The sequence below is a fragment of the Protofrankia symbiont of Coriaria myrtifolia genome (assembly GCF_900634755.1).
Taxonomy (GTDB): domain Bacteria; phylum Actinomycetota; class Actinomycetes; order Frankiales; family Frankiaceae; genus Protofrankia; species Protofrankia coriariae.
In genome coordinates this window covers 1-23,679 of the sequence record NZ_CAAAFS010000204.1, presented here as the reverse complement: position 1 = coordinate 23,679, position 23,679 = coordinate 1, and the positions used below count along the sequence as shown (strand labels likewise).

Here is a 23,679-nt window from a genome sequence, read left to right as displayed (position 1 = left end):
GACGGCGTCCCCGCCGTGTGGACCGGCAGAGGCCAGGCAGACCGATCAGGTGTACGGACAGCTCAGGCCTACAGAGAGACCTGCTGCCCTTCCAGCGAGCCCGGGTAGCGGCCCCAGATTTTGTTGATCTCGTACTGGAGGTACAGCGGGCCTCCACCGACGAGCCAGAGGACGAAGGCGACACCGGCGCTCAGTTCGGGTAGGCCGGCCGCTCGCTGGGCCTGGCGGGCACGGGTGCCCAGCCGCCACACGGCCACGAACGGTGGCACGATCAGGAACGCCCCGAACGTCACCGCGAGCACCGACAGGACCGGGTTGACGTCGATCCGCCGGTCGTAGGCGTTGAGCTCCTTGTTGGTCTTGTAGACCCACACGATGCCGTAGATGCCAAGGGTGATCAGAGGCAGGCCGAGCTAGGACGCGAAGGGATTGCGCCGTTTGCCGCGGATGCCCGCGCCCACGGGTTGTGGGTGGCCGCCGGGAACAAGGGCACCCGACGTGGGGTACCCGGCCCCGTATCCGGGCTGGTCCCCGTATCCGGGGTTGTTGTGGCGGTCCCCGGGCGGGGGCTGACCGTACGGATTCGTACTGTGTGGCCCCGGCGGTTGCTGTCCGTATCCGTGTTGACCATACGGACCGAAATTCTGATCGGTCACCGTGCCCCTGCGTTTTCGTGTGCCGTTGTCTGTACATCCCTCGCGGTTTCATACACCCCTGACGGATGTGCCGATCCGGGCCGATCGGAACAACACCGGCAGACCGCCCGGCTGCCGCGCGAGGTGTCCGCTGTCGAAGGAAGCGGACACACCCATGTAACAGATGGGAGCTTGAAGCGGACGGGAGCGAGCGACGCAGGTGCATCCGGGCCGACGGGACGGGATAAATGTTACCGGCCGGGACATCTGGGCAGTAGTCCCCGGTCACATCGGCGCCGTATGACTGATCGGAAACCGCGGGAGGTGACAGGAGGTCGGCAGGAGGTCGTGGGCGGTGGCACCCGGCACGGGCGGTCGCCGGCACGAGGGATCCTGATCCAGGGGCCGAACAGATGGCATGCTGGGAACGGGTGGCCAGCCGCCCCTTATCCGAATACACACCGTTACTGTCGAGAGGATGTGCCAGTGGCCGTCGACGTGGGCAGCATCGCCCCTGACTTCACCCTGCGTGATCAGAACAACGAGGAGGTCACACTCTCGGAGTTCCGCGGGCGGCGTAACGTCGTACTCCTGTTCTACCCCCTGACCTTCACCGGTATCTGCCAGGGCGAGCTCTGCGCGGTTCGCGACGAGCTCTCGTCGTTCCAGAACGACAATGTGCAGGTCCTCGCGGTCTCGGTCGACTCGCCCTACGCTCACAAGGTGTGGGCGGAGCGCGAAGGATACGACTTCCCGCTGCTGGCGGACTTCTGGCCGCACGGCGAGGTGGCGCGCAGCTATGGCGTCTTCGAGGAGAGCAAGGGATTTGCCCTGCGGGCGACCTTCATCATCAACAAGGAGGGTGTCGTCCACTGGAAGATCGTGAACAGTCCCGGTGAGGCTCGGGACCACGCCGAATACCTCAAGGCGCTCGCCGCGCTGTAGGTTGCACCCGGTCTTTTCCGTCACATCAGGTTGCAGGATGCCGTGCTTTCGTTGTCACACCCGTCAGACCGACCCCACCCGGGGAGCCAGCCCGTGGCGGCGGGCGGTCGTGGCGGGGGAGCAGGTGCTGTTCTGCCCGCAGTGCCAGCAGACGGTCGGCTGGTCGCAGACCCTCGACCGCTGCGGCAGTTGCGGCTCGACACACCTGGCCAAGGCTCTCGGCTTGATCTCGTGCCAGGACTGCGGCCGGGAGACCTCCCCGGCACCAGCCGGTTCTGATCTTCCGGTCCGCGTTCCGGCGCCGCTGCCGGGGAGCGCGTCCGCATCGCCGGTGCCCGCGCCCCCCGAACTCAGCGCCGAGGTCGAAGCCGCCCTCGCGCGGATGCTGGGCAACAGCCTGAGATGACCGGTGACGTGTGCCCGCTCGGCCTGTCCGACCGGCGGCAGGGCCAAGCGGGCACACGCGCGGGCCAGTGGCGCGCCCGGACAGCCGGCAACACCGCGCCGGGCCCGGACGGACATTCCCCGGCACAGACGACGTCGACATCGTGCCGGGCACCGGTTTCCGTGGCACCCATCCCCCACAGCCGTGCGCTGTTGCGTACGCTTACGAGCATCCCGGGCGCGTAGCTCAGCGGGAGAGCGCTCGCCTTACAAGCGAGTGGTCGCAGGTTCGATCCCTGCCGCGCCCACGGGCTGGCTTCGGCTGCTCGCCGACCTTCGGTCGGCTTCGCCACCAGCCGCGATGTCTGCCGGGGGGCCGAGCCCCCCGTACCCCCCACGATCAACCCCCCTGGGGGTTTTGCGGCTTTGGGGGGGTTGCCGCGCCGGCGGCGGGGTGCGTTTCAGCGGGCCAGGCGGGTGATGAGCCGGTCTCCCCGGGCCAGGGCACCGGGGAGACCGCGGGAGATCAGGCCGACCAGGCGCTCACGGTTGCGGCCGTGGCGGGCGGCGAGCGGTGGGGCGGCGACAGCGGCGATGGCGGCCAGCGGGCGTCCATAGACGCTGATCTCGGCCACGCGTCCGTCCGGGTCCAGACGGAAGTGTTCGGCCAGGTCGATGTCGTGGCCGCCGATGCGTCCGCGGGCGCCGAACACGCACTCGTCGTCGCCGGTGAACACGAAGGTGCGTTCCCAGCTCTGGAAACCGGCGAGGACGTGAGACATGAGCGCGCCCACCTCTGCCCTGCCGGTGAACCGCACGGCGGTGACAGGCGAACTGAAGACGATGTCCTCGGCGTACAGGGCCATGAGCGCCGCGTGGTCACGAGATGTCATGGCTTGCGCGACCGCGTCGGCGGTCTGCCGTGGATCCATGTTCACAACACTCCCAGTAACTGGACACGGTGGTCGCTGGACAGGTCTCCTGGTCATCGGCTGAGGATGATGACGAGTAGACCAGCCAGCGCGATGGTCTGCAGGGCGGCCCGGGTCCAGATGACGCTGTCCCAGCGTTGCTGGAGGACTCGGGTGTCCGCCGGGACGGTGTGGCTGGCCGCGGCCGCGCGAAGCCGTCTGTTGATCGGTGCGCTGACGCGTACGTAGATCGCGAGCCAGGCCAGCAGCGCGGCCAGCGCTGTCGCGCCGCCGATGCGCGCGGGGTTGGTGTCGCTGGCCACGGTGGCGAGCGCCGCGGCGAGGACGGAGACCGCTCCGGGCACGGGCAGCCGGCGATCTCCGTACTCGTGGACCCGGCCGAGCAGGTCGGCCACGGAGGCGTCGGCGGCATCGACCGCGGCAGGGCGCAGGACGAGCGCGGAGAAGACGTCGGTGCCATAGATGATCGCGGCAGCCGCGACTGCGACGAGCGCGGCGGCGGTGGCCAGGCTGCTCACAACTGCCTCTTTCCGGTCGGTTTTCCAGTCGGTTCCGCTGCTGATCGGCCGCTGCGCCGAGGTGACGCCGGTGCGGGCAGGGCGCGGGTGAGGCAGTCGGTCAGCGCCTCCTCGAGCAGGGCGTGCAGCGCGGCGGAGTCGACGTCGACGCGGCCGACGACCAGCAGCGCGACCAGCCCGTGCGCCGTGGCCCACAGTTGCAGCACGTGCTGCTCGGGCTGCCGGTCGCCAGCGGCGGCGAGCAGCCCGGTCAGGACGTCGCCGACGGCTTGCCCCTCGACCCAGGTGTCGGCGGCGGGCATGCGCACGCCGCCCAGGCCGTACATGAGCTGGTACAGGTCGGGTTCGGTCAGGGCGAAGTCGAGGTAGGCGTGTGCGGCCCGTCGGATGGCCGCGACGTCCGGGACGTCCGTGTCGGACGTCGCGGCGGCGGATTCGGCCGCCGGCCGCCGGCTTGCGGTGTCCATCGCGTCGCGCAACCGGGTGAATCCGTCGCGGATGAGGGTGAGCAGAATGTCGTCACGGCCGGTGAAGTAGCGGTAGGCGAAGTTTGCGGAGTAGTCGATGCGCTCCGCCAGTCGCCGCATGGTCACCGTCTCCCAGCCCTCGCTTCGCGCCAGTTCCCGCGCGGCGGACAGGATCGACTCGCGGGCGGCGGCCCGTTCCCGCTCCCGGCGCCGCTGCGCACGCGTCGGCGCCGGGTCGTCCTGCGCGTCGATCGTCATTGGTTGTCGGCGTCCCCGGTCAACTGTGCGAAGAACGCCTGCCCGTCGAGCTGGTCCCAGTGCTCCACGGCCATACCGTCGACCACGCGCCAGATGTCGATCGAATGCATCACCACCGGGCGCCCGGTCGGTGGCAGGCCCATGAAAGGGCCCTGGAACGTCGCCCGGTAGGTGAATCTGCCGGCGACCCGATCTCCGTCGACGAGGACGTCGTCAAGGCTGACCTCGGTGTCCGGGAACGCGGCGAACCACTGTGTCCAGAACGCCCGGTTCGCCTCGCGCCCGTCCTCGACGAACGCGTTGTGGTTGATGTAGTCCGCCGCGATGAAGCCGTCGACCGCGTCCGGATCGTGATCGTTCATCAGGTCGGCGAACGCGTGCGCGACCGTCCCGGGCCGCCGTCGCGTGCTGCTCGTGGTCATGGTTCCCCTCCGGCTATCATGGTTACGCTGTAACCAGCGTGTACGCTGTAACCAGATCAGTCAAGGGTGAACGAGGCGGACCGCGGGAAGCCTTACGGATCGCTGAACGTGGCCGGTGTTGGGGTCGCGATGGTGACTTGATGACTCCGAGGAATCGCGTGCTACCGGAGAGTGCCTGTTCGTGGTCTGCGCCTCGTTGGACGGCGGGCTGGCGAATTCCGTCTCGTCAGGTTGTCTGCCAGGCGGTGAGGAGTTCGGCTGGGCCGTAGGTGGCGGTGAGACCGGTGGCGGTGACTCCGCCGCGGCTGACCGCGACGAGGGGGAGCGGCTCGTCGGTGAGCGCGGCCCGGTATTTCTGTAGCACCGCGAGGTCGTGGTGGTCGAACGCGGAGCGTTCCAACCATTTGATGGAGCCGAGGAAGTAGAGCTCCTTGGCGACCGGTTCCCGGTCGGCGCCGACGATATCGATCTGGATGGTGTTCGGCCGGTTCCAGTAGGAGCCGACGGCGGGGGCGGCGGGCAGCGTCTGGTCGGGCAGCAGGCGGGCGATGGAGTCGCGCAGGAGCGGTTCGACCGCCCGGCCGCGCCAGGACGTCCACCCGTCGCGGATCCGGGCCAGGGTGAGGTCGCCGCGGCGGCGTTCGATCTCCGGCAGGTACGGGCCGATGAACCGTAGCCAGAACCGCAGGTAGGGGTCGGTGACCTGGCCAAGGATGTCCGGAGGGGGTCGTCGCTGTGTCGATCAGAGTGGGCCGGGCGGTCGGCCTTGGGGTCGGGCCTGTTAGTTTCGGATTCGTCAGTTACGGTGGGACATTCGGTGGACCACTGAGCGCGGCCGGTGGTGGGGTGCCATGGCGGTGACTGGATGACTTCGACGCATCGGGTGCCACCGGAGATGTTCCGGTTCGCGACCGAGCAGAACGTCGACCTGTACACGGCGATCCTGCACGTCTTCGGTGAGGCGAACGAGCGGCTGGAGACCGCGCTGGGGCTCGACGGCATCTCCGACCGGCTGGCGTCCGTCGGCTTCTTCCGCGAGCTCGGTCCGGACGAGCTTGGCCGCGCGCTCGCGCAGCTGGGCAAATGGCGGCTGCTGGACGTCATCCAGAACCACGGCGCGGACTACACCACCGCCGCCGAGTACGAGCGCGGCAACCTGCAGTACTCGCTGACGCGACGCGGGGAGGCCGCGTTCGCGGGCGTCCAGCACGCGCTGGCGGTACTCGCCTCGGCGGGCGCGTTGCAGACCGCCGTCCTGGACGCCATCGTGGACCGGCTGGACACGCTGTACGCGCTGATGGCCGACGAGGCCTCGCCGAACCGCAGGATCTTCACGACGCTCAGTGAGCTTGAGGGCCACCTTGAGGCTCTCCGGGTGAACACCAAGCAGTTCAACGGTGAGCTGCAGCGGCTCCTGCGGGCCGAGAACGCCGATCTTGACACCTTCCACGAGGTCAAGCGGGCCACCGTCGCCTACCTGCAGGAGTTCGTCACCGATCTCGATCACCGGTCGCACGAGATCCGCGAGGCGATCCGGCGGGTGGAGTCCCGCGGTGTCGGCGCGTTACGCGGGCGCGCGCTGCTGGGCGCGGAGCTCTCGCCGATCGGTGGGGACGATCCGGCGCCGGCCTGGCTGGAGCACCGCCGGCTGCGCTGGGAGGGCCTGCGGCTGTGGTTCGACCCGGACGGCGGTGCGCGCCCGCGGGCGGAACAGCTGCACACGGTGGCGCGGCGGGCGATCGTCGCCCTGCTCGCGGCCCTGGAACGCATCGGCGAGTCCCGACGGCGGTCGTCGAGCGCGGCCCGCGACTTCCGCGTGCTCGCGCACGCGTTCGCCGCCGCTCCCGCCGAGGACGACCTGCACCGGCTGTGGGGCGCGGCGTTCGGGCTGGCCCCAGCCCGCCACGCGCACCTGCGGCACGCCGACGCCGAACTGGTGCCGACCGGCGTGAGCTGGGCGGACGCCCCCTCGGTGGAGGTGTCGACGCTGCTGCGGCGCGCGGGCCGGGTGGAGCGCTTCTCCCGGACCGGCCGGGTCCGTGACGTCACGGCCGTCCGGCGTGCGCGCGAGGAGCGGGCGCGGCGGGAGCGCGCCGAACTGGAGGCCATCTGGCGGCGGCTGAGAACGGACGGGCCGATCCGCCTGTCCGCGGTGGCCGAGCTCGGCCATGAGGAGCTGTCATACCTGCTGGACCTGCTGGGGCATGCGCTCGACGGGCCGCTGGACAGCTCGGGCGCGCGGCGGGCCACGACGTCCGACGGGCGGGTCGAGATCGTCGCGCGGCCGACGGATGACGGCAGGCTGGCGATGATCCGTACCCCGCGGGGTGTGCTGACCGCCCCGGACCACGTCGTCGAAATCATCCTCGTCGGCCAGCGCGCACGTCCCAGCGAGGCCGCGCAGTGAGCTCGTCGGCGAACCAGCACGTCCAGGACGAGCGCGTCGACGTCGCCCGGGGCATCCGGCTGCTGCTCGGCAGCCCGTTGCTGACGGCGGCCGGCCGCCCGGACGCGTTCGCGGTCGTGCGGCGGCGGCGCAGGCCGATCGCGGACTGGTTCGACTACTTCTGCGGATGGCAGCTCGTCGTCGAGCCGCGGGCCGGCTACGCGCGGCTGGTGAAGATCCGTTCGGAGCCGGATCCGTCGCGCCCGGCGCGCCGGCCGCGGTCGACGCGGGCCCCGTTCGACCGGAGCAGGTACGTGCTGTTCTGTGTGGTGGCCGCCGAGCTGATGGCCGGTCCGGTCACGACGATCGGGCTGCTGGCCGACCGGGCTGCCTCGGCCTGCGCGGCGGACGGCGCCCTGCCGCCCTTCGACACCGCCAGCCGCGCCGGGCGGATGGCCTTCGTCGACGCGCTGAAATTCCTGGAGTCCCTCGGCGTGGTCAGCGCGGTGGACGGCGTCACCGAGGCCTATGTGCAGTCCGAGGACGCGAAGGTCCTCTACCGCGTCGACACCACCCGCCTGGTGCGGCTGCTCGCCGCACCGGTCGCGCCGTCACGGGTGGTCACCGCCGGCGCGTCCGTGGCGCCCGGCGCCGGTGACGCGCCCGCCACGCCCACTGCGGACGACACTCCCGACGATGCCGGGAAGGCCGGCGCGGCCCCGCCCCCGAACCAGGAGCTGATCGACATCGACGTGCTCATCGCCGACATGCTCGTCGAGACCCGTTACGGGGACGCCGCGGCCGAGGCCCCGACGGTCTCCGACTCCCGGCGCAATCTCTGGCTGCGGCATTCGGTGATCCGACGCCTGGTCGACGACCCGGTCGTCTATCGCTGGCAGCTCAGCGCGGCGCAGCTGGCCTATCTCGCCACGCCGACGGGCCGCACGATGGTCCGCCGGGCCGCCGAGCTGGCAGGCTTCGAGCTGGAGGAACGAGCCGAGGGATATCTGTTCGTCGACCCCGACGGCATCGCGACCGACAGCCGCTTCCCCGACGACGCGAGCAGCGCAAAGATCGCTGGCCTGATGCTGCTCGACGCGCTGCGGGCCGCGCCGGCCGGGCTCACGATCGAACAGCTGGCCATCGAGGCGGGGCGGATACTCGCGGGGCTGCCGTCCTGGGCGAAGAGCTACCGTTCCGAGGAGGGCGCGCACCGGCTCGCGCGGGACGCGGTCACCGAGCTTCGGATGTTCGGGCTCGCCGCGCTGGACACGGGCCACACCGGCGCCTCCGCCGTCGTGCGGGCCCTGCCCGCCGCGGCACGATACCGCGACCACCGCGAGGATCGGTCGCGCCTCACGGACGTGGCGTCATCCGCCGCGAAGGCTGCCACCGGGGATGTCACAGCCACCGGGGATGTCTCAGGGGGCGCTGAGCGGGACGTCGCGTCGGGCGGGCAGGCGTGAGCATGAGCGTGACCAGGCTGCCCGTTCGCCCGGCTCCGGCCGACGCCCAGGCCCGGGTGGCCCGCTGGCGGCCACAGCGCGCCGGGATCGTCAACGTCTGGCGCTACTACGACGAGACGTTCCACTTCCACCGTGGCCGGCTGCTGCTGCGCGGTCGTAACGGCACCGGCAAGTCCAAGGCGCTGGAGCTGCTGCTGCCGTACCTGCTCGACGCGAACCTGCAGGCCAGGCGGCTGTCGACGTTCGGCGGGCCGGAACGCACGATGCACTGGAACCTGATGGGGGACGGCGCGAGCGGCCAGACCCGCGTCGGCTACGTCTGGATCGAGTTCCGTTTCGGTGCTCTCCCCGAGACCGGCCCGGCCGGCCCGACCGGCCAGCCGAGCCCGGTGCGGCCCGTCGGTGACGGTGACGGCGAGGGCGGTGGACCGGCCAGGCCCAATGGGTCCGATGAACGTTGGTTCACCTGCGGCGCGCGGCTACAGGCGTCCGTGCACACGGCCTCGGCGACAGCGGACTACTTCACGACCACCAGCCGGATCGGGCTGCCCGGTGGCCTGAGCGTGGTCGACGAGGCGAACGCCCCGCTGACGCGCAAACGGCTGGAGGCGGAGCTGGGTGACACGGGCCAGCTGTACCCCACCGCGGCCGACTACCGGGCGGCGATCCGCGCCGAACTGTTCGGCGGCCTGAGCGAGCAGCGCTACAGCGGGCTGATCACCGCGATGCTGCAGCTGCGGACGCCCAAACTGTCGGAACGGCTCGACCCGTCGCTGCTGTCGACGCTGCTGTCCCGGGCGCTGCCGCCGCTCGGGGGAGCCGAGATCGCTGAGCTGGCCGAGGGATTCGAGCGCCTGGACCGACAGCGGGAGAGCCTGCGCCGGCTCGACGAGGAGGTCGAGGCCGCGCGGGTACTGGCCGACCGGCAGCGAGCCTATGCCAGCCGGGTGCTGCGCGCGGCCGCCGCCGACCTCATCTCCGCCACCAGCACCCTGGACGCGCTGACACGCACGGCCCGGGAAAGCCAGGAGGAGTACGACCGGGTCGTCGTCGAGCGCGAGGCGCTCGACGAGCGCATCACGGCCGCCGAAACCGACCGCGGGACGCTGCAGGCCCGGGTCGAGGGCCTGCAGGTCAGTGACGCCTACCGGGCCGGTGGGCGGCTCGACGAGCTGCGCGGCCAGATCCGGGCGGCACAGCGACGCGCCGCCGACACCCGCGAGCAGGCCACCGGGGCGCAGGAGCGGGCGCGTGTCGACAAGGCCACCGCCACCCGGACGGCGACGGGCGCGGCCCGTGCCGAGGCCGAGCTTGCGTCCGCGCGGGAGACGGCCCGCCCCGCCGCCGACCGGGCGGGCATGACCGCGACCTACCAGCAGCTCGCCGCCGTCACCGAGCGCGCCGCCGGCGCCGGGGAGGACCGCGAGGACGTCGCCGCCGCCTCGTGGAGTGCCGCGGCGACGCGGCCCCGGTCGTTGCTGCGCGCGGCGGTCGAGGCCCGAGGCCGTCAGATCGGCGCCGTACGCCGTGCGCTGGGTGAACACCGGTCCGCGGTCGACACGCGGACCACGGCGGAGCGGAACCTGGAGCGGGCCCGCCAGGAACTCACCGCCGCGACAGCGGCTCGGCGCGATGCCCGCGTGGCATACGAGGACGCGCGGGAGGCCCTCGGCGAGGCGCTGGCCCGCTGGGCCGCCGGCTGCGCGCAGCTGCGGTTCACCGACCCGGGGGCGCTGCGCGACGCGGCCGAGTCCGAACCCGACGTCCTGCGCCTCGTCGAGGAGACCGCCGGCCCGCTGCTCGAGGCGATCGCCGCCCGGTCGGCCGAGCTGGCCCGGGAGCACAGGGACCGCGGCGCCGAACGGGACGCGCACACGGCGGAGCGGGACCGGCTGCTGATCCTCACCGAGCTGCCGCCGTCCGTCCCGCCGACCAGGACCGCCGACCGGGCCGGGCTGCCCGGCGCGCCACTGTGGCGGCTGGTGTCCTTCCGCGACGGCGTCACCCCGGCCGTCCAGGCGGGCATTGAGGCGGCGCTGGAAGCCGCCGGGCTGCTCGACGCCTGGGTGTTCCCGACGGGCGGGCTCACCGTCCCCGGGCACGACACGGTCATCGACGTCGACCAGATGGCCTCCGCGCCCGCGGGCGGGCTGGGCGCGGTGCTCACACCCGAGCCGGACGCGAAGGTGCCGGCCGAGCGGGTGCTGCGCCTGCTCGCCGGGATCGCCGTCGGTACCACCGCGCCCGACGGCCACCCGGTCGCGGTCGGTGCCGACGGCACCTGGCGGCTGGCGGCGGCCCGGGGCAGCTGGTCGAAGCCGGAGCCCGCCCACATCGGGGCGCTGGCGCGTGACCGGGCTCGCCGACGCCGTGTCGACGAGCTGACCAGGCTGATCAGCCAGCTGGACGACGTTCTCGCCGGCATCGGCCGGGAACTCGGCGAACTCGGCGCCCGGCGGGAACGGATCGCGGCGGAGCGCCGCGCCCGGCCGAGCCACCGCGCGCTCGACGACGCGCGCGGCGCGCTGGAGGCCGCGGACGCGGCGGTGGCGGCCCGTGACGACGTGGTCAGCCACCGGCTGGAGGAGGTCCGGGAAGGCGAGGACGCGGTGCGCGCCGCGACCCGTGCCCTGACCGCGGCGGGCGCCGAGCACGGGCTGCCGACCGACACGGACGCGTTGGAGGCGGTGCAGGACGCCGCGACGGCCTTCCACCGGCTGGCGGACGGCTGGCTCGACTGCCACCAGCGGGCCACCGCCGCCCGAGACGCCGCGGTGGCCGCGGCGGGGGTGGCCACCAGGTCCCAGGAGAGCGCGCTCGGGCTCGCCGCGACGGCGGCCGAGGCGGCGGGGGAGACCCAGCGCCTGCGCGCGAAACTCGACGGGATCGAGGCCGCGATCGGGCCCGAGTATCGGCAGGTCCTCGACGAGATCGCCGGCGCCCGGCGCCGGCTGGAGGAACTGGCGAAACAGCGCGTGATGATGGAGCAGTCAGGGCGCGCGCTGGAGCGCCGCGTCGGCGAGCTGGACGAGCGGCGTGTCGTGGACGCGGACCGCCGCGAGGTCGCCGTCGCCGAGCGTGACAGCCGGGCGAACCGGTTTCGGCACCTCGGGGCCGGCAGCCTCGCCGCGGACACGCGGCTCGATCTCCCGCTCGCCGGGCTGGACGGGGTGCGCCCCACTCTGGAGGCCGCCCGCGCGGTCGCGGCCAGGCTCACGACCACCCCGTACGCCAGGCAGAACCTCAAGGAGGCCGAGACCCGGCTGACCGACGCCGTGCACCGCAGCCGGCAGGCACTCGCGGACCGGGCCGAGCTGGTCCTGGAGCCGGACGAGGACATCCAGATCCTCACGGCGGCCGTCGACGGGATCCGTGTCGGTGCCGCCCATCTGCACGACGCTGTCCGCGACGAGCGGGAGCGCTCCCGCGCCGAGATCACCGAAGGTGAACGGGAGTTGTTCGACCGGACGCTCACCGGCAACACCCGCCGGCACGTCGCCGACCGGATCCGGCAGGCGAACGCCCTCGTCGCGGACATGAACAGCCGGCTGGAGAAGGTACGCACCGCCTCCAGGACCGCCGTCCAGATCCAGTGGCGGGTCGACCCGGCCCTGCCCGCCGCGACCCGTGGCGCCCGCGATCTGCTCCTGCGGGACCCGAGCCAGCTCACCAAAGCCGACCATGAGGCGCTGCACGAGTTCCTGCGCGGCCGGGTCGACGACGCCCGTGACGACGACACCGCGACCGGCTGGGAGGAACAGCTCCTGCGGGTGTTCGACTACACGGCCTGGCACCAGTTCATCGTCCGCGTCGACCGCGGCAACGAGCGGGGCTGGCAGCCGCTGACCAAGAAGCTGCACGGCGCGCTGTCAGGCGGTGAGAAGGCGATCGCCCTGCATCTGCCGCTGTTCGCGGCGCTCGCCGCGCACTACCAGTCGGCGCCGATCGCCCCGCGCCTGATCCTGCTCGACGAGGTCTTCGTCGGTGTCGACACGACCAACCGTGGCCAGGTGTTCGAGCTGCTCGCCTCGCTCGACCTCGACCTGATGATCACATCTGACCATGAGTGGTGCATGTACCGCGAGCTCGACGGGATCGCGATCCACTCTCTCATCACCGGGGACGGCAGCGACGACGCCGTGACGACGGCCCGCTTCACCTGGGACGGCCTGCGCCTGACGGACGCGGACGGCCAGCCGCTGTGACCAGCCAGGCCGACACGGCCACGGCAACCGGCCGGGCCCACACGGCCGCTGTGACCGGCCGGGCCGCCGCCGGTACAGCCGGTGCAGGCGCGGGCGGGGCTTCCCGCGTGGCCGCCGGGCTGGACCGACCGGCTCTTGCCCCGCTGTGGCGGGCGTTGCACGCTCGCCTCTCGAGCGGACGACCCGTCACCTCCCTGCGCATCGGACCGCTCGACGACGACCAGCGGACCGCCCTCGCGGACCTGCTGGGGCTGGACCGGCTGCCGGGCAGCGTCACCACCGTCCACCTCGACCGCCTCGACACGCTCCTGCGCACGTCGTTCGGCCTCGACGCGCGCACCGTGGCCGAGGCACTGCACGGCCCGCTCACCGACCGGGCGGCGTCCCGGGCCACAGCGGCGCGCGCCCGGCGTGACCTGTGGGAATGGCTGTGCGCGCAGCCCGTCGTCGCCGCCGAACCCGCGCTGCTGGCCTGGGTCGCGGACGTCCGGCGGGCGGGCGTCGTCGACGGTTCGGTGGACACGACGCGCGCGCTGCTCGACGCGGCGCTGCGCGTCCTGGCCAGGCTGCCGGCGGACGGCCAGCCGCTGCCCGCCTTCGCGGACGCGGTCGTCGGGCGCACCCATGCCCTCGACGACGGGACGCGGCTGTCCACCCTGGTCCTGCGCGCGCTGGCCGCGATCTACGGTGTCGCGCCGCCGGCCGGTGCGGACGAGCGCCGCGCGCTCTGGGAACGCGCCGGGGTCGCCAGCGACGCGCTGTCCGCCCAGGTGCTCGTCGCGGGCCTGCGGCCAGTTGGTGACGACCCGCTGAGCCGCGCGCTGCGGCTGTGGGCCGAGGCCGGGCAGGCCAGCGTCGTCACGTTGGCCCAGGTCCGCGCCTGTCCGGGGCTGCGTGTCGTCGCGCGGCGGGTGTGGGTCGTCGAGAACCCCTCGCTGGTCACCATGGCGATCACGCGGTTCGGTGCCGCGTGCCCACCGCTGGTCTGCACCGCTGGCTGGCCCTCCAGCGCCGCGGTCACGCTGTTGCGCCAGCTGGCTGCATCAGACGCGGACCTGCGCTATCACGGCGACTTCGACGGCGACGGCCTACGGATCGCCGCGCACGTCATGACGCGGACCGGCGCCAGGCCATGGCGGATGGCCACCACCGACTACCTCGCCGCGGTTGCGGCCATGCCATCTGCGGCCATGCCATCTGAGGCCGTGCGGGCTGAGGCCGTGCCGGCCGCAGCCGATCACCCGGCCGCCGCGGCCCCGGCGGGATCCACGGGCGTGGCCCGGCCGGGCCACGTCACCGACGCGCCCTGGGACCAGGACCTTGCAGCCGCCCTACGCGCCCGGGACATCGCGGTCCCGGAAGAACGGCTCGCGGACATCCTCCTCGCCGATCTCGCTGGTGACGTCCGTGCCGGTGATGGCCGGTCGCACCGATCGCATGATCTTCATGGCGACTCGCGGGCGGGCGGACCGGTCGCCCTGACCGAAGCGCCGGACTGATCCGAATTTACGATCTTGCCTAAGAGTCATCGGGGATGGTCTGGACGATCTGGCTCCAGAGTGTTCGACAACCCGTTGATCTGGTCGCGCCGAGATCCTTTTGGAATCTTTGTCTACTGCAACAGGCGGCCGTCACAATGGAACCACGCCGATCACTCTAGAAATGCCCTACCGGGATGTCTGCCGCTGGCTGCCGTGAGATCACCCGTGCGGGATGTCGCGTTCGTGCTCTGGAAGAATGCGCATGAATCCGGTGCTGGGCCCGGGTTCCGAGGCGCCCGTAGGGTGTCCCGAGCCAAGCTGACGTCCATGGAGATGCTGTGAGCGAGCAGGGCGACAACGCCGAATGGGACTTCACGTCGGTGGTACCCGCCGATGACCAAGCGCCCTCGACAATCGACACGACCGTGCCGCATTCGGCCCGGATCTGGAACTACTGGATGGGCGGCAAGGACAACTATCCGGTCGACCGGGAGGCCGGCGACGCCTACGTCGCCGCTTTTCCCGGCATTGTCCCGCTGGCCAAGCAGTCCCGGCAGTTCCTCATCCGTGCTGTCAGTTACCTGGCCGGCGAGGCGGGTATCCGTCAGTTCCTCGACGTCGGCACCGGTCTGCCGACCCTGGACAACACCCATCAGGTCGCCCAGCGTATCGCCCCGGAATCCCGCATCGTCTACGTTGACAACGACCCGCTCGTGCTGGCACACGCCCGCGCCCTGCTGGTCAACACCACGCCGGAAGGCGTGACGACCTACGTCGACGCGGACTTCCACAACCCGGACCAGATCGTGTCCGACGCCAGGAACGTGCTGAACTTCACCAAGCCGATCGCGGTCATGTTCATGGGTTCCCTCGGTCACGTCGCCGATGTCGACGAGGCGCTGTCGATCGTGAAGAGAGTGGTGGCCGCCGTTCCGTCCGGCAGCTACCTGGTGCTGTGGGACAGCACCGACACCAGCGAAGGATTCGACGAGGCCCAGCAGGGTTACGACGACACCGGCGCGGTTCCCTATGTCCTGCGCACCCCGCAACAGATCACTCGTTTCTTCGAGGGCCTGGAACTCGTGGAGCCGGGCGTGGTGTCGATCTCGTCGTGGCGGCCGGACCCCAACAACCCCGGCGAACCGGTGGACGGACACGGCGCCGTAGCCCGAAAGCCGTAGGCGTCCGCCCCGCCTCTGACAGCCGGAAAGACCGACAGCCGGGGGATCGGGGCACGCGCCCGTGCTGCCCGATCCCCCTCGCCGACACCACGCCGGGGGCAGGGCGCGGTGACGAGAACAATTCAGTTTCCGAGGGACGGAGGCCAGTTCGCCACAGCGACTCAGGCGGACTCCGGCGCCTGGTTATTCGTAGTGGTAACGGCAGGAGATGATGATGATCTCGCCGGGTTCGACTGCGTAGACGAGGCGGTGCTCGTCGTCGATGCGGCGGGAGCGCAGACCGGCGAGGTTGTTACGCAGAATCTCAGGCTTGCCGATACCTGAACCGTCGGGGTCCCTTTTGATATCAGCGATCAGGGTGCTGATGCGTTTGAGCGTCCTGCGGTCCTGGGTCTGCCAGTAGAGATAGTCCTCCCAGGCGTGGTCGGTCCAGCTGAGCTTCAAGCGTCCGGGCTCAGGTCGCGCTCCCTGGCGTTACCAGTACGCCACTGGTCGATACTCTCCGTCAGTCGCTTGGCGTTGGCGGGGGAGCGTAGCAGGTAGTTGGTCTCCATGATCGAGTCCCAGTCCTCCTTGCTGACCAGAACCGCGTTGCCGTGCTTGGAAACGATCTCGACGGGGGCGTGGTCGGCGTTGACCCGCTCGATGAGCGGGAACAGGGTCTTGCGCGCCTCGCTCGCACTGATCGCGGCCGTCATGTCATCCCTCCGCCCTCCAAAGCAAAGCTGTACCACATATGGTACCAGTCTGGCGGGGCGTGTGCCTCCATGGCGACGACGGGTCGGTGGCCGGGCAGCGAGCCGGCCCCACGCCGATCGAGCCCCACGCTGACGCTGGTCGGCGAGACCGCGTTCGTCCAGCTCACAGGAGGCGTCGAGGGCAGTCGGAAAGGTAGATCAGGAGTGCAGGTCGAACTCGCCGTCGGGCAGGACCCCGGCGACGTAGGCGAAGGCGCCCCGGTAGGTGATGTCGGTGCGGGCCAGCTGGGGCCAGCGCTGCCGGGCGTGGTCGAGCAGCCGCAGCCGGATCGAGGACCGCGTGGACTCCGGGATCGCCGCCATGGCCACCAGCGTGCCTGCACCCGCCGGATCGTTATGATCCACCGCTTCCTTGTCTGCCCTACCTGGCCCCGGAGTGTGTGATGCCGTCGTCGTGAAACTGCGAGCATACGAAGCCACGCTGCGGACGGCGACGGACTGCCGGATCATGTGGGCGGCACTCGACCCGCGTGGTGGACGTATCGATCAGCCGAGCCGGGTCGAGGGTCTTCAGTTGGCTGACATGGCCGCGTCGGCGACCTTCCCCGCCTTCGAGCAGGACCAGTACGGCAACACCGAGGATCGGTATCTGCGAGAGTTGGCGCCTCGGCTCTCAGGTACTCGGTGCTGAGCGGTTCACCCGGGCGCTGACCGACGCGATCACCGACCCGGCGGTGCGTGCGCTGCTGGACCAGCTTGGTGACCGTGTGGACGGGTCTGTCAGCCGGCTCCCCGGTGCTGTCGATCAGGCTGTCGACAGCACCGAGGTTCTGATGCACCCGTCGCGCTGCCGTGCCGCGGCGGCGATCCTGGGGTTCCAGTATTCGGATCGACACCGCTCCGCGGAGCCTGTCCGATGGCGGAGCTGAGGATTCGGGATGCGACAGGGTCTGCCGGCAGAGGCTGTCGCGGCCGTCAGAGGGCGAAAAAATGGATCTTGATGCCTATGGAGTCGGCGAGATGGTTCAGGTCCTCCGGGTCGCTGGTGACCACGGATGCCTGATGCTGGACCGCGGTGGCGACAACGATTGCGTCCACGACGTCGGCGGTCTGTGAGCTGCCGCAGGCGATACCGGCAGCGCGACCGGTGCGCTCGTCGTCGGGGCGGATATCGCAGCCCTTGAGCAGCCGGGAGATCTGATGCTGAGGACCCCCGCGCCATGCCTGGGCGAGGACCACCACGGGCACGATCGGGCGGATGTGGGCGGCGGTCAGTTCGTCGTGCAGGGCCAGCAGGGCGGGGCTGCGCCGTTCGGCGGCCAGTAACGCGCCAGTGTCATAAACAACCGTGCGCATTATCCGGCTGCCTGCCAGGGTTCGTCGTCGAATAGTCCGGCCTCTGCGAGGAATGCGCGGGCGCGCTGCCGGAACTCTTCGGGCAGCTTGCCGTGTTCGCTTTCGTACTCGGCGACCAGCTCCTGTGCGGCGGCCCTGCCGGCGGCATACAGGGTGGCTGCGCGGGCTTTTTCGACGGCGGCCTCGGTCAGCCATGTGGATACCGGCTTGCCCTCTTCCGCGGCCGCTGCCTTGATCGTCTCCTCGACCTCGGATGGCACCGAGATCGACAGCTTGCGTACACCCATGATCCTAGTGTAATGCCTGGTAGGAAGATCTTCCTACCGTATCCAGTGGTCCTGACGGGGTCCGCCGATGGGAAGAGGGGTTGTCGAGATGGGGGCGGAGGGCGTTGGGATCCGGGAGATCGACGGATCGGGGGTGGGTACCGATACGCTCATCGTCGTGCTGAGAACGCTCGACCTGCGTGGAAGTCTGCCGTCACCGCCACGGGTACGCGGGCTGCTGCCCCGCGCCGCGCTGGACGTCGACGCAGCGCTGGAAACGGTCCGCCCGGTCTGCGACGACGTGCGTGACCGGGGGGACGCCGCGGTCCTCGACGCGGGGGAGCGGTTCGACGGGGTGCGGCCGGCCTCGGTCCGGGTCGCCGCGGACGCGCTGGCCGCCGCGTTGGACGGCCTCGACCCGCGGGTACGGGACGCCCTTGAGGAGGTGATCCGGCGCACCAGGCTGGTGCACCGCGCCCAGCGCCGCGAACCGGTGACCATCGACGTGGCCCCGGGCACCAGGGTGACGGAGCGTTGGATCCCGGTGCAGCGGGTCGGCCTCTACGTGCCGGGCGGGCGGGTCGCCTACCCCAGCAGCGTGGTGATGAACGTCGTGCCGGCGCAGGAGGCCGGGGTCGGCTCCCTGGCGCTGGCGTCGCCACCGCAGGCGGAGTTCGGCGGTCTGCCGCATCCGGTGGTCCTCGCCGCCGCCGCGCTGCTGGGCGTGGACGAGGTGTATGCCGCCGGCGGCGCCCAGGCGATCGCGATGTTCGCCCACGGGACGTCCAGCTGCCCGGCGGTGGACGTGGTGACCGGGCCGGGCAACATCTACGTGACCGCGGCGAAGCGGCTGCTGCGCGGCCTGGTCGGAGTGGACGCCGAGGCCGGACCGACCGAGGTCGCGATCCTCGCCGACGACACCGCGGACCCCGCCCACGTCGCCGCCGACCTGATCGCCCAGGCCGAGCACGACCCGATGGCCGCCTGCCTGCTGGTCACCCCGTCGAGAGACCTGCTCGACGCGGTCGAGACCGAACTCGACAAGCAGGTCGCGGTGACCCGCCACCAGGAACGGGTACGCACGGCACTGACCGGCCAGGGGGCGGCGGTGCTGGTCGACGACGTCGACGAGGGCCTGGCGGTGGTCGACGCCTGGGCCGCCGAACATCTGGAGATCCAGACCGCGGACGCCGCGGCCGTCGCCGGCCGGGTCCGCAACGCCGGGGCCGTGTTCGTGGGGGTATGGGCACCGGTGTCGCTGGGGGACTATCTCGCCGGCTCGAACCACGTCCTGCCGACGGGCGGTACCGCCCGGCACAGCGGTGGGCTTTCGGTGTCGGCGTTCCAACGGCAGGTTCACGTGGTGGAGTGCGACCGTGACGCTCTTGCCGAGGTGGCGCCCAGAATCGCCGCGCTCGGTGGCGCCGAGGATCTCATCGCCCACGTCGACGCGGTGGAGGTGCGGCTGCGATGACCACGACAGGATCGGGATCGGGATCGGGACCGGCGAGCGGAGCCGGCCCGGGGCCGGACGGTGCGGCCGGCGGCCGACCCACGCCCGCCGGCCGCGGCCGCCCGGTGCGCTCGCCCACGCTCGACGAGCTGCCGCTGCGGGACGACCTGCGCGGCATGGTGCCCTACGGCGCGCCGCAGCTCGACGTCCCGGTGCTGCTCAACACCAACGAGAACCCGCACCCGCCGTCCGTCGGGCTGGTGGACGCCCTGGGCAAGGCCGCCTCCCTCGCCGCCACCGAGGCCAACCGCTATCCGGACCGCCAGGCCGAGGCGCTGCGCGCCGACCTGGCCTACTACCTGACTCCGGACGCCGGTTTCGGCCTGCGCACCGACCAGGTGTGGGCGGCGAACGGCTCGAACGAGGTGCTCCAGCAGCTCTGCCAGGCCTTCGGCGGGCCGGGCCGGGTCGCGCTGGGGTACGAGCCGTCCTATTCGATGCACCGGCTGATCGCGGTGGCGACCGCGACCGGCTGGGCCGGTGAGCGCCGCGAGCCCGACTTCACCCTCGACCCGGACGCGGTCGCCGCGACGATCCACCGGTACCGGCCGTCCCTGGTCTTCCTGGCGTCGCCGAACAACCCCACCGGCACCGCGCTGCCGGTGGAGGTGGTGCTGGCCGCGTGCGCGGCGGTCGGTGAGACCGGCTCCGGCATCGTGGTCGTGGACGAGGCGTACGCGGAGTTCCGCCGCGCCGGGGTCCCCAGCGCGCTGACCCTGCTGCCGTCCCAGCCGCGGCTGGTGGTCACCCGGACGATGAGCAAGGCGTTCGCGCTGGCCGGCGCCCGCATCGGCTACCTTGCCGCGCACCCGGCGGTGATCGACGCGCTGCAGCTCGTGCGCCTGCCGTACCATCTGTCGACCTTCACGCAGGCGGTCGCGCGCACCGCGCTCGCACACGCCGACGAGCTGCTCGCCACGGTCGAGGCGGTCAAGGCGCAGCGTGACCGGCTGGTGGCCGAGCTGACCGGGCTCGGCTGCGCGGTGGCGCCGAGCGACGCGAACTTCGTCCTGTTCGGCCGCTTCACCGACCAGCGGGCGGCGTGGCAGGGGCTGCTCGACGCGGGCGTGCTCGTCCGGGACGTCGGCCTGCCCGGTTGGCTGCGGGTCACCGCCGGCCTGTCGAACGAGGTCGACGCCTTTCTGACGGCGACCCGCACACTGCTGACCGAGGGGACCGCGGCGCTGACGCCCTCCGCCGGCGCGCCGGCGGGCCCGGCCTCCGCGGCCGCGACGTCCGGCGACACGAGGCCCACCGTCGAACTGCCCTACCTCGGGGAGGAGTGACCAGGAATGGGTCGCACAGCCCGCATCGAGCGCAAGACCCTGGAGTCGCACGTCGTCGTCGAACTGGATCTCGACGGGGCGGGTGTGTCGTCGTCGTTCACCGGGGTGCCGTTCTTCGACCACATGGTCAGCCAGCTCGGCAAGCACGGAGGTTTCGACCTCACCGTCCGCACCCGCGGTGACCTGCACGTCGACGCCCACCACACGGTCGAGGACACCGCGATCGCCTTCGGTGACGCGCTGCGCGAGGCGCTCGGCGACAAGAGCGGGATCCGGCGCTTCGGGGACGCCCTGGTGCCGCTGGACGAGGCGCTGGTGCAGGCCGCGGTGGATCTTTCCGGCCGCCCGTACTGCGTGGTCGTCGAACCGGAGCTGATCGAGCTCATCGGCACCTACGACACGACGTTGACCCGGCACGTCTTCGAGTCGATCGCCGCGTCGGCGCGGATCGCCCTGCACGTGCGGGTGCTGTCGGGCCGCAACGCCCACCATGTGGTCGAGGCCCAGTTCAAGGCGGTCGCGCGGGCGCTGCGGGACGCGGTCGCGCTCGACGGGCGGGTGGCCGGCGTGCCGTCCACCAAGGGCGTGCTGTGACGGGGAGGAGCCCGCGGTGACCGGGCCGCGGGTGGTCGTCCTCGACTACGGGTCGGGGAACCTGCGCAGCGCGCAGCGGGCGCTCGCCCGGGTCGGCGCGGACGTGACCGTCACGGCCGACCTGGACGTCGCCCGGGCTGCGGATGCCCTGGTGGTCCCCGGGGTGGGCGCCTACGCGGCGTGCATGGCCGGGATCGACGCGGTCGGCGCGGCACCGGTCATCCACGAGCGGGTCGCCCAGGGACGTCCGGTGCTGGGGATCTGCGTGGGGATGCAGGTCCTCTACACCCTCGGGGACGAGCACGGCGTGCGTACCCGCGGGCTCGGCGTGCTCGCCGGGCAGGTCCGCCGGCTGGCCGCGCCGGTCCTGCCGCACATGGGCTGGAACACCGTGGCACCACCGGCCGGGACGGTGCTCTTCGACGGTCTGCCCGCGGACACCCGCTTCTACTTCGTCCACTCGTACGCGGCCGAGCCCGCGCCCGGCGACACCGTGGCCGAGCACGGCGAACCCTTTGCCGCGGCGGTGGAACGAGGCCCGCTGTACGCCACCCAGTTCCACCCGGAGAAGTCCGGGGACGCGGGTGCGCACCTGCTCACCAACTGGTTGCGCACCCTGCGCTGACCCGTGGCCCACCGGCCCGCGACCCCTGGTGCCGGACGGAACCGGAGAAGCGGCGGAAACGGAGAAGCCGGGAGAATCGGGGCCGCGAATCCGCGTTTCCCGCGCCTGGCAGCCCGTGATCGTGGACCAGGACGCGGATGTACCGCGTCCGCCGTGGCTCTGGTGGCACGCCGGCCCGGCCGGCAGCGCGCCATCGGCGCCGTGGGGACAGGAACCCACGGCTGACATGTACCTACCGGCATGGATCTACCAGCATGTATCTACCGGCATATGTCCAGAAGTACGTCAGTCGTGACGAATATTGATCATCCGGACCGCTCTGGGTTCGCCGCTCGCAACCGGTATCCGGACCTCGAGGATGCCGTTGTGGTAGGTGGCGGCGACCTCCTCCTTCTTCGCCCCTGGCGGCAGGGCGACCGAGCGGGTGAGCGAGCCGTAGCGGAACTCGGTGCGGTAGCGGCCGGTGGCCTTCTCCCTCCGCTCCTCCCGGCGCTCGGCGTGCAGCGACACCTCCCTTTCGGACACGGTGACCTCGACATCCCGGTCCGGGTCGATGCCGGGGAGTTCAGCGCGTACCACGTAGGCGCCGTCCTCGGCGTACTCCTCGACCCGCACGCTGTCCTCCCGCAGGCCCAGCCGCCGTGTGCCCCGCAGACGACCACGGCCGGCCGGATGACCCGGGCGATCCGGGCGACCGTTCCTGGCCGGTGCGCTCGCGTCGAATCAGTGCCGGACGGCTACTCCCTTTCACGGCTGCTCCTCATTCCTTGTCGCCTTGTCGATGATTCCTTGCTGTTGTCGTTCCTTCTCGCCTTGTCGATTCCTGGTCGGGATCCACGGAGCTGGTCGGGATCCACCCACATCTCCAGCGTGCGCCCTGTCGCCGCGGTCTGCCTCCCGGCCCTCGACGGACGTCCTCATGTCCTGCCCGACGGCCCGCGGGCGGCGCGGGACAGAACGCGAGGGGAGAAAGCGGACGCAGGGCATGATGAAACAACATGAAGTAAATATGGGATACGAGCGGGGAAAGCGGGCGGAGGTCGGAGGGAAGGTCGGGGAGCCCGGAGGGGAGCAAAGGGCGGAAAACGGCGGCTGGCGGCTCATCGGGTGGCGCGGCCGCGGCTCGTACCCGACGCTGGTGAAACCAGCCGCCGGGAGGTGCGCAGATGAGATACGTCGGGAGAGCGCTCGCCACGGCGGCGGGGGTGGCGACGGGCGTCGCCACCGGGCTGCTCGCGCGGTCGCGACGCATCCGCCGCGGGACCGACCTGGTCCGGGAGCGGGTCGGCCGTCGGCTCCGCTACCTGCGAGGACGGCTGCGAGGGCTCCGTTACCGGCTCGCTGGCGGCCGTCCCGACCCGGACGTCGCCGATGACATCCTCGCCGACCGGGTGCGTTCCCGGCTGGGCCCGGTCACGCGCAGGCTCGACGTCCCACGGGTACATGTGACCGTCCGCGACCACGTGGTCATCCTGCACGGCGATGTCGCCACCGCGGCCGACGCCACCGCCGTCGAGGATGCGATCTGGCAGACCTCCGGGGTCGAGGGGGTCGTGTCGATGTTGCACGAAGGGCTCGTCCGCGGGGACACCCGGCCGTCCGAGGGCGAACTGGTCCCGGTCCGCTCCATCATGCTGCGGCGGTTGTTCGACGCCGCGCAGCGGGCGGGTTGCGAGCCGCGGACCGTCCAGCCGGCGGTGCGCGCCGTGCTGGCGACGTTCTTCGAGCGGCTGCCGGCGGCCGAGCGCCGGCACATTGCCTCGCATCTGCCCGCGGACGTGCAGGTGCTGACCATGCCCCCACGGCGGCACGGTCGGGCTCTGGCGCGCCTGCGCCATCTGGACGAGTTCATCGAGGCGGTGCTGCGGATCGACCACATCGACCGCGGGCGTGCCCGCGACATCACCGGCGCCGTTCTGCACACGCTGCGTGACTTCGTCCCGGAGGAGGCCCAGGACGTCGCTGCCGTCCTTCCCGAAGAACGTGGACGGACCCGACAGCGCCCGCCCCACCGGCCTGACCAGGCTGGTAGCCCGGGACAGGCGGGGCCCGGAGCGATGT

The 23,679-nt window shown here is 71.6% G+C and carries 24 protein-coding genes, 1 tRNA gene and 1 pseudogene; 14 read left to right on the top strand and 12 right to left on the bottom strand.

The genetic code is table 11. The annotated features are described in order from the left end of the window. Positions 1-68: 68 nt before the first annotated feature. Positions 69-398 carry a DUF4234 domain-containing protein gene (locus CM1CMNOD_RS11480; RefSeq protein WP_258165236.1) on the bottom strand — a complete coding sequence of 110 codons (330 nt, stop codon included), beginning with the start codon at positions 396-398 and terminating at the stop codon, positions 69-71. Positions 399-1,121: 723 nt separating this feature from the next. Between CM1CMNOD_RS11480 and CM1CMNOD_RS11475 the strand changes: the two genes are divergently transcribed. The 3 genes from CM1CMNOD_RS11475 (at position 1,122) to CM1CMNOD_RS11465 (ending at position 2,272) form a co-directional block, all read left to right on the top strand. Continuing rightward, positions 1,122-1,580, top strand: coding sequence for a peroxiredoxin (locus CM1CMNOD_RS11475; RefSeq protein ID WP_013873805.1), 459 nt, complete (start codon positions 1,122-1,124; stop codon positions 1,578-1,580). Positions 1,581-1,617: 37 nt separating this feature from the next. Beyond that, positions 1,618-1,986 (top strand): hypothetical protein, encoded by a 369-nt coding sequence (locus CM1CMNOD_RS11470; RefSeq protein ID WP_013873804.1) that lies wholly within the window; start codon positions 1,618-1,620, stop codon positions 1,984-1,986. A 214-nt stretch (positions 1,987-2,200) separates the two neighbouring features. Further along, a tRNA-Val gene (locus tag CM1CMNOD_RS11465) sits at positions 2,201-2,272 on the top strand. Between the two features lie 153 nt (positions 2,273-2,425). Here CM1CMNOD_RS11465 and CM1CMNOD_RS11460 read toward each other — a convergent pair. The 5 genes and pseudogenes from CM1CMNOD_RS11460 to CM1CMNOD_RS24010 all read right to left on the bottom strand — a co-directional run. Beyond that, positions 2,426-2,896, bottom strand: coding sequence for a nuclear transport factor 2 family protein (locus tag CM1CMNOD_RS11460; RefSeq protein ID WP_013873803.1), 471 nt, complete (start codon positions 2,894-2,896; stop codon positions 2,426-2,428). A gap of 53 nt (positions 2,897-2,949) precedes the next feature. Then, positions 2,950-3,414, bottom strand: coding sequence for a DUF1772 domain-containing protein (locus CM1CMNOD_RS11455; RefSeq protein WP_013873802.1), 465 nt, complete (start codon positions 3,412-3,414; stop codon positions 2,950-2,952). After that, positions 3,411-4,139, bottom strand: coding sequence for a TetR/AcrR family transcriptional regulator (locus CM1CMNOD_RS11450; RefSeq protein ID WP_013873801.1), 729 nt, complete (start codon positions 4,137-4,139; stop codon positions 3,411-3,413). Before CM1CMNOD_RS11450 ends, CM1CMNOD_RS11455 begins: the two co-directional genes overlap by 4 nt. Beyond that, a complete protein-coding gene (locus CM1CMNOD_RS11445; RefSeq protein ID WP_013873800.1) occupies positions 4,136-4,561 on the bottom strand; it encodes an ester cyclase in 426 nt (141 codons plus the stop codon). Before CM1CMNOD_RS11445 ends, CM1CMNOD_RS11450 begins: the two co-directional genes overlap by 4 nt. Before the next feature lie 226 nt (positions 4,562-4,787). Further along, a pseudogene (locus tag CM1CMNOD_RS24010) lies at positions 4,788-5,264 on the bottom strand (DUF234 domain-containing protein); the annotation flags it as partial. Positions 5,265-5,426: 162 nt separating this feature from the next. Between CM1CMNOD_RS24010 and CM1CMNOD_RS11435 the strand changes: the two are divergent. From CM1CMNOD_RS11435 to CM1CMNOD_RS11415, 5 genes are all read left to right on the top strand, one after another. Then, the gene (locus tag CM1CMNOD_RS11435; RefSeq protein ID WP_013873798.1) at positions 5,427-6,968 is read left to right on the top strand and encodes a TIGR02677 family protein; all 1,542 of its coding nucleotides are present in this window, start codon (positions 5,427-5,429) and stop codon (positions 6,966-6,968) included. Beyond that, positions 6,965-8,413: a TIGR02678 family protein gene (locus CM1CMNOD_RS11430; protein WP_013873797.1), complete on the top strand. Its 1,449-nt coding sequence runs from the start codon at positions 6,965-6,967 to the stop codon at positions 8,411-8,413. The genes CM1CMNOD_RS11435 and CM1CMNOD_RS11430 overlap by 4 nt, the downstream gene beginning before the upstream one ends. A 2-nt stretch (positions 8,414-8,415) precedes the next feature. Continuing rightward, on the top strand, positions 8,416-12,618 hold the full coding sequence (locus CM1CMNOD_RS11425; RefSeq protein WP_013873796.1) for a TIGR02680 family protein: 4,203 nt from the start codon (positions 8,416-8,418) through the stop codon (positions 12,616-12,618). After that, on the top strand, positions 12,615-14,117 hold the full coding sequence (locus CM1CMNOD_RS11420) for a TIGR02679 family protein (RefSeq protein ID WP_013873795.1): 1,503 nt from the start codon (positions 12,615-12,617) through the stop codon (positions 14,115-14,117). The genes CM1CMNOD_RS11425 and CM1CMNOD_RS11420 overlap by 4 nt, the downstream gene beginning before the upstream one ends. A gap of 362 nt (positions 14,118-14,479) precedes the next feature. Continuing rightward, entirely contained in the window at positions 14,480-15,280 is an 801-nt protein-coding gene (locus tag CM1CMNOD_RS11415) for an SAM-dependent methyltransferase (RefSeq protein ID WP_043606230.1), read from the top strand. Positions 15,281-15,463: 183 nt separating this feature from the next. Here CM1CMNOD_RS11415 and CM1CMNOD_RS11410 read toward each other — a convergent pair whose 3' ends face one another. From CM1CMNOD_RS11410 to CM1CMNOD_RS11400, 3 genes are all read right to left on the bottom strand, one after another. Next, positions 15,464-15,724: a Txe/YoeB family addiction module toxin gene (locus CM1CMNOD_RS11410; protein WP_013873793.1), complete on the bottom strand. Its 261-nt coding sequence runs from the start codon at positions 15,722-15,724 to the stop codon at positions 15,464-15,466. Then, positions 15,721-15,978 (bottom strand): type II toxin-antitoxin system Phd/YefM family antitoxin, encoded by a 258-nt coding sequence (locus CM1CMNOD_RS11405; protein ID WP_013873792.1) that lies wholly within the window; start codon positions 15,976-15,978, stop codon positions 15,721-15,723. The genes CM1CMNOD_RS11410 and CM1CMNOD_RS11405 overlap by 4 nt, the downstream gene beginning before the upstream one ends. 198 nt (positions 15,979-16,176) lie before the next feature. Next, positions 16,177-16,383, bottom strand: a complete 207-nt coding sequence (locus CM1CMNOD_RS11400) for a hypothetical protein (protein ID WP_237702736.1) — start codon at positions 16,381-16,383, stop codon at positions 16,177-16,179. A gap of 49 nt (positions 16,384-16,432) precedes the next feature. Between CM1CMNOD_RS11400 and CM1CMNOD_RS11395 the strand changes: the two genes are divergently transcribed. Next, positions 16,433-16,669 (top strand): hypothetical protein, encoded by a 237-nt coding sequence (locus tag CM1CMNOD_RS11395; protein WP_083828259.1) that lies wholly within the window; start codon positions 16,433-16,435, stop codon positions 16,667-16,669. Between the two features lie 284 nt (positions 16,670-16,953). On the opposite strand, the gene CM1CMNOD_RS11390 is transcribed toward CM1CMNOD_RS11395, so the two are convergent. Both CM1CMNOD_RS11390 and CM1CMNOD_RS11385 read right to left on the bottom strand, forming a co-directional pair. After that, positions 16,954-17,334 (bottom strand): PIN domain-containing protein, encoded by a 381-nt coding sequence (locus CM1CMNOD_RS11390; RefSeq protein WP_013873790.1) that lies wholly within the window; start codon positions 17,332-17,334, stop codon positions 16,954-16,956. Next, entirely contained in the window at positions 17,334-17,621 is a 288-nt protein-coding gene (locus CM1CMNOD_RS11385) for a hypothetical protein (protein ID WP_013873789.1), read from the bottom strand. Before CM1CMNOD_RS11385 ends, CM1CMNOD_RS11390 begins: the two co-directional genes overlap by 1 nt. Before the next feature lie 157 nt (positions 17,622-17,778). Here CM1CMNOD_RS11385 and hisD point away from each other — a divergent pair, with 157 nt between their 5' ends. The 4 genes from hisD to hisH are packed head-to-tail and all read left to right on the top strand — an operon-like array spanning position 17,779 to position 21,618. Next, positions 17,779-19,074, top strand: a complete 1,296-nt coding sequence (gene hisD / locus CM1CMNOD_RS11380; RefSeq protein ID WP_202797725.1) for a histidinol dehydrogenase — start codon at positions 17,779-17,781, stop codon at positions 19,072-19,074. Beyond that, positions 19,071-20,399 carry a histidinol-phosphate transaminase gene (locus CM1CMNOD_RS11375; protein WP_013873787.1) on the top strand — a complete coding sequence of 443 codons (1,329 nt, stop codon included), beginning with the start codon at positions 19,071-19,073 and terminating at the stop codon, positions 20,397-20,399. Before hisD ends, CM1CMNOD_RS11375 begins: the two co-directional genes overlap by 4 nt. 6 nt (positions 20,400-20,405) lie before the next feature. Then, on the top strand, positions 20,406-20,993 hold the full coding sequence (gene hisB, locus CM1CMNOD_RS11370) for an imidazoleglycerol-phosphate dehydratase HisB (RefSeq protein ID WP_013873786.1): 588 nt from the start codon (positions 20,406-20,408) through the stop codon (positions 20,991-20,993). Between the two features lie 16 nt (positions 20,994-21,009). Beyond that, complete coding sequence (gene hisH, locus CM1CMNOD_RS11365; protein WP_013873785.1) at positions 21,010-21,618, top strand: imidazole glycerol phosphate synthase subunit HisH; 609 nt, start codon at positions 21,010-21,012, stop codon at positions 21,616-21,618. A gap of 285 nt (positions 21,619-21,903) precedes the next feature. Here hisH and CM1CMNOD_RS11360 read toward each other — a convergent pair whose 3' ends face one another. After that, a complete protein-coding gene (locus CM1CMNOD_RS11360) occupies positions 21,904-22,233 on the bottom strand; it encodes an Hsp20/alpha crystallin family protein (protein WP_013873784.1) in 330 nt (109 codons plus the stop codon). A 551-nt stretch (positions 22,234-22,784) separates the two neighbouring features. Between CM1CMNOD_RS11360 and CM1CMNOD_RS11355 the strand changes: the two genes are divergently transcribed. Further along, on the top strand, positions 22,785-23,679 hold an 895-nt coding region (locus CM1CMNOD_RS11355; protein WP_131773979.1), incomplete at its 3' end, for a DUF2267 domain-containing protein.

Bases quoted from the DNA above. Each gene is read 5' to 3' on its own strand.
- CM1CMNOD_RS11390 (WP_013873790.1), bottom strand. From the start codon at position 17,334: ATGCGCACGGTTGTTTATGACACTGGCGCGTTACTGGCCGCCGAACGG.
- CM1CMNOD_RS11385 (WP_013873789.1), bottom strand. From the start codon at position 17,621: ATGGGTGTACGCAAGCTGTCGATCTCGGTGCCATCCGAGGTCGAGGAG.
- CM1CMNOD_RS11435 (WP_013873798.1), top strand. From the start codon at position 5,427: ATGACTTCGACGCATCGGGTGCCACCGGAGATGTTCCGGTTCGCGACC.
- CM1CMNOD_RS11460 (WP_013873803.1), bottom strand. From the start codon at position 2,896: ATGGATCCACGGCAGACCGCCGACGCGGTCGCGCAAGCCATGACATCT.
- CM1CMNOD_RS11450 (WP_013873801.1), bottom strand. From the start codon at position 4,139: ATGACGATCGACGCGCAGGACGACCCGGCGCCGACGCGTGCGCAGCGG.
- CM1CMNOD_RS11405 (WP_013873792.1), bottom strand. From the start codon at position 15,978: ATGACGGCCGCGATCAGTGCGAGCGAGGCGCGCAAGACCCTGTTCCCG.
- CM1CMNOD_RS11470 (WP_013873804.1), top strand. From the start codon at position 1,618: ATGCCGTGCTTTCGTTGTCACACCCGTCAGACCGACCCCACCCGGGGA.
- CM1CMNOD_RS11375 (WP_013873787.1), top strand. From the start codon at position 19,071: ATGACCACGACAGGATCGGGATCGGGATCGGGACCGGCGAGCGGAGCC.
- CM1CMNOD_RS11425 (WP_013873796.1), top strand. From the start codon at position 8,416: ATGAGCGTGACCAGGCTGCCCGTTCGCCCGGCTCCGGCCGACGCCCAG.
- hisB (WP_013873786.1), top strand. From the start codon at position 20,406: ATGGGTCGCACAGCCCGCATCGAGCGCAAGACCCTGGAGTCGCACGTC.
- CM1CMNOD_RS11445 (WP_013873800.1), bottom strand. From the start codon at position 4,561: ATGACCACGAGCAGCACGCGACGGCGGCCCGGGACGGTCGCGCACGCG.